Source organism: Deinococcus sp. (genome assembly GCF_018260555.1).
GTDB lineage: Bacteria > Deinococcota > Deinococci > Deinococcales > Deinococcaceae > Deinococcus.
This window is the reverse complement of sequence record NZ_JAGLBB010000119.1, coordinates 1-4429: the sequence shown is the minus strand read 5'-3', so window position 1 is coordinate 4429 and position 4429 is coordinate 1. Positions and strand designations below refer to the sequence as shown.

At 65.0% G+C, this 4429-nt stretch carries 4 protein-coding genes; all 4 read left to right on the top strand.

The features are described from left to right. The first annotated feature begins 491 nt into the window (after positions 1–491). Positions 492–740 carry a hypothetical protein gene (locus QZ271_RS14010; RefSeq protein ID WP_291432509.1) on the top strand — a complete coding sequence of 83 codons (249 nt, stop codon included), beginning with the start codon at positions 492–494 and terminating at the stop codon, positions 738–740. Beyond that, positions 727–1077, top strand: a complete 351-nt coding sequence (locus QZ271_RS14005) for a type II toxin-antitoxin system PemK/MazF family toxin (protein WP_291432507.1) — start codon at positions 727–729, stop codon at positions 1075–1077. Before QZ271_RS14010 ends, QZ271_RS14005 begins: the two co-directional genes overlap by 14 nt. Positions 1078–1389: 312 nt before the next feature. Next, entirely contained in the window at positions 1390–3552 is a 2163-nt protein-coding gene (locus QZ271_RS14000) for a DUF4157 domain-containing protein (protein WP_291432505.1), read from the top strand. After that, positions 3549–4223, top strand: coding sequence for a hypothetical protein (locus QZ271_RS13995; protein ID WP_291432503.1), 675 nt, complete (start codon positions 3549–3551; stop codon positions 4221–4223). Before QZ271_RS14000 ends, QZ271_RS13995 begins: the two co-directional genes overlap by 4 nt. The last annotated feature ends 206 nt before the right edge of the window (positions 4224–4429 follow it).

Sequence of the window (4429 nt, the reverse complement as noted above, 5' to 3'; positions counted from 1 at the left end):
CTCTTTTGACACGTCCGGGGATAGGCCCCGGACGCTCCCATTTCAGTGGTGTCAGGCATAGTTCCAGCCAACTACCCGTAGATGGGAGGTGGTGGCTGGTCGATTGGCGCCCAGGTCCTCGTGTTGCCAGCCCAAGGGTGCTTGACGATCTCCAACGCACTTTAGTAGTTCACGTCGCCGGCGGCGAGATTCTGACGGCTGAGATCCGTTCAGCGCGCAGGACAGGCAGACGGCCGTGGAGTGTGGGCCGCCGGTTCACTTTGGCAACGGGGCTGAGTATGCGAGTGTCGGCCGTCAGTCGGTGGGCGACACCCTGCAGCGTCCTCATGGAAGTCTTTCGCAGCGCTTTGTGTCGCTCTACCTGGCCTTCTTTCAGGCCATGCAGAACATCCGTTGTCGCGGGTGTTCGCCGCTGGAGTCGGAATTGCTGGAAAGACCAAGCAGTCGAATGCTCACCATTTTTCTTACCAAAAGTAGGATAAAATGGCTGCATGACTGTTGGGAAGATGAGTGTGAGTCTTGACGCCTCACTGCTGGAATTCATGGCGCACTACCAGGAAACACACCAGTTGCGTTCCCGCTCGGAAGTGGTGGCCCAGGCCCTGACCCTCCTCCGGGACCAGGAACTGGAAACCCAGTACGCCGCCGCCCTGAGTGAGTGGCAAGGCAGCGGCGAGGCCGACCTCTGGGATCACACAGTCGCCGACGGCCTGCAGGACGGCCCTGATGCAGCGCGGTGACATCTATATCGCTGACCTGGACCCCGCGCGTGCCAGCGAAGCGAACAAACGCCGCCCCGTGGTCATCGTCAGCGCCAACAGCCTGAACCGCACCGTCAACCGCCTCGGGGCCGGAGCCATCACCATCGTCCCGTTGACCTCCAACGTCACCCGGGTCTACGACTTTCAAGTTCTCCTCCCCGCTGAACAGACCGGACTGGATCAGGACAGCAAAGCCCAGGCTGAGCAGATCCGCACCATCAGTTTCAGTCGCCTGGGCCCCGAGCCCGTCGGGGCCGTCCCAGCGTCCCTGATGGGACAGCTTGACGCCGCCCTCCGCCTGCACCTGTCCCTGTAGGTGACCTGACACGGGGTGGGTGGAGATTCGGTTCGGAAGGGGGGGGCTGCTCCTCGAAAGCTGTCGGTGACCGTTTCTCCAACGACAAGTGACGACGGCGACGGGGATAGACCACGTAGGTCCACTCGAAGTCCTCTGTTCGCGTCTGGGCACCACCCCACCCCGTAAACCTGGGTGGGTCTCAGAGAGTGGTGTCGGGGGGCGTGCCTGACACTGGCCATGCACCTGACGTGCTGGAACCCGGTGCTTGTTTCGGGGAGTCATGCTCAGATCTGCTCGCCAGCGGGTCAGTTGCGGGGTAGGCTGCGGGTCATGACCGAGCGTGTTCACAGGGTTAAGCGGGTCCAGGCTACGCCCCGGCGGATCGTGGTGCCGCCTGAACAGGCGCCCGCCGATCTGCTGGCCCTGACGCAACAGGCGCTGCAGCGGTTCACGGCCCGGCCGCAGACCCTGCAGCGGCAGGCAGTCATGCCGGTCCTGCGTGCTGCGGCCCTGGACCGTCAGGAGCAGACGCGCCTCCGCCAGCAGCAGACTCAGGTTCAGCGTCAGATCACCTCACTGGGCGAGGTGACGTCCGCGCCGCGCCCGCCCGGATCGCTGACGGCTCCGGCAAAACCGACCACACCGGGCGACTGGGTGACCGTGATGCGCCTGCGCGCAGAGGAAGTCGCCGGGCGACCCCTGGACGCCCGGAGCAGCAGTCAGTTCACGGCCCTGCAACGGCAGGTCGCCCAGACGCTCGCACAGGGCTTCCGCTCAGACCGGGGAGACGCCCAGACCCGCTACGCCGCGTACGGGGAGCACCTCGCCATCCTGCAGCGCCATCCGGTGAGCACCCCGGTCGCCCGGGTGGTGCTGAACCTGATCCCCCCGGTGGAACGCCTGCCTCTTCAGCGGGCGGTCGACGAGACCCTGCAGCGCTTCCAGGCGCAGGATCAGGCCAGCCTGAACTTTGACACCCTGCGGACCCTTCAGCGGCAACTCGCGGAGCTGGACGCCGAGGCGACCCAGCCGGTCCTGGCCCGCATCCAGGCCCGGCGTGGGAGCGGGAACCCGCTCCCGGAAGCCATTCAGCGTCACCTGGAGCAGGGGCTGAACCACGACCTGAGCCGCGTGCGGATTCACGACGACGCCGAAGCGGACAAGCTGGCCAAGGGCGTGAACGCCATCGCCTTCACGACGGGCACGGACATCTTCTTCCGCTCTGGGCGCTTCAACCCGAACACGCAGAGCGGCCTGGAACTCCTGGCGCACGAGGTCACGCACACGGTGCAGCAGAGCCAGGGCCGGGTGGGCACCGGCATCGACCCGGACGCCGGACTGGAAGCAGAGGCGCGCAAGATGGGCGCACAACTGGCGGGGGCAGGGCCGATCAGGCGGGCGGACGGCCGGCTGAAGCCACTCGCTCCAGCCGCGAGTCTGCGGGGCTTACAGCGCGCCCCGGGATCGGCCACCGATATCGCCAAGTGGCGCAAGAGGCTGGACAGCCTCAACAAGGAACTTGCGTTGGACCTGACGGCAGCCGCAGCCGACGTGGCCGGCTTGGTGGACCCAACCCCGATCAGCGACGGCATCAGTGCGGCCATCAGCCTTGCACGAGGTGACTGGCTCGGTGCTGGCCTGTCTATCGTGAGCATGATTCCGGGTCTTGGAGACGCGATCGCCAAGCCCATCAAGGGTAGTAAGCTCGCTGCGAAGATCGCGAAACTCGAGCAGGAGATCAGGGTCGTCACGGCGCAACTCGCAAAGCTCACTGGACGTCCTCTCGCAGCTTTAGAAGCGGCTGCGAAGGCCAGCCGGAAGGTAGTGGCAAACGAGGTCCTGAGCCGACTGCCAAAGAACTGGCCCAACGTCAGAGGCATCCTGGGCAAGAAGTTCGATCCCAGGCATCTGCCAGCCGGTTATCACGTCCGCACCGTCGGCGGTAAGCCGGTCATTTCCCGTAATAAGGGCCTCAGTGACGACGATCTCTACGCGCCGCTGACGATCGACTCGAAGGGGAATTTCGCACTGAAGACGACGTCCGCGCGTCTCAGTAATCCCACGACCATGCGCAACAACTACACGCGTGTTTATGGTCCCCTGAAACCGGGCCATCAGATCCACCACCTCGTCCCGGATAACCTGATGCGCGACCATGCGCTGGGTCAGGCCGCTCAGCGGGCCGGCGTGGACCTTGACCGCGCCCGCAACCTGATGGGCCTGCCTGGCAAGGAGGCCTACAGGACCGGAGGCGACGCAGGCCACTGGAGCAGCCACCCGGAATTCGACCTCGTCGTTGCCAAGCGGATGGACAAGCTCACGGCTGACCTGGAGAAACAGTTCGGCAGCCTGGACCTCGTCCCTCGAAGGATCATGCAGCAGACGACGGATACGCTCGCCGACCAACTCCGCACACTCATCAAGAGCGGTGCGGCGCCAATGAAGGACGGTCGTCTGACCGCCGCTCCGCACCTGGGGGAGACTGTGGCATGACAGAGGCATACCAACTGCACTGGGAAGAAAAGCATCTGAATGACATGGACGCCGACACCGACATCGTCCTGGAGCGCCGCCCGGATGACGCGGATCTGCCCAACTGGCCTGAGGGCACCGAATCCCCTGACGTGACCGGCGAAACGGTCTTCGGGGCCACGTTCGGTCAGGTCAGCTACACCCATTATCCAGTGAACGACCTGCGCTGGCCCGTGATGTCCCGGCAGATGCTGGACACCCTGCTGAGCGTGGGAGCATTCCCCCACGTTGCACACCCGGTGGCGATCGTCGACGCGCTCCATTACCGGGGAGAGGCGTTGCCGCTGGGCGACGCCTGGTATGTCAGCCGTCTGCCTGACGCGGATCGCAGCTACGTGCTGGTGCAACTGACTGAACATCTTGACGTGCTGGACGAGTCACGTTCGGCCATGTCGCGCGGCGACACGCCAGAAGAGACGGTCGTGTACGGTTACGCCCTCAAGCCCGGCAGTTCGCTGCCGCCACTGTTCCGTACCAGGGTCGGCAGTGGTCAATTGTTGATCTCTGCGGCGGGACGCCACGCACTCGCCAGTGCCGGGATCGCCGGCCCTGTCTACGTGGACCTTGGCGGCCGAGGCGAGGAAGAGGTGGATGTACCCGTACCCGAGGTCGTGCTGCCTGTGGGGATCTGATCTGACGTGCGTGCTCTGCTGCCCCGAATGTACGCGTTGAGACCGACACCCGCCAGGACAGTGCAGCAGAGCTGGAATGCCGTCCGGGAGACAGGCCCCACTGACGCCCAGAGTCCCACTTCGTCCCCACCTTCCTGCAGGGCGAGGACAGCTTCGAAGTCAGCGAGCGCCTCGAGGCACCCATCCGCCGGATCGCGCAGGGCACG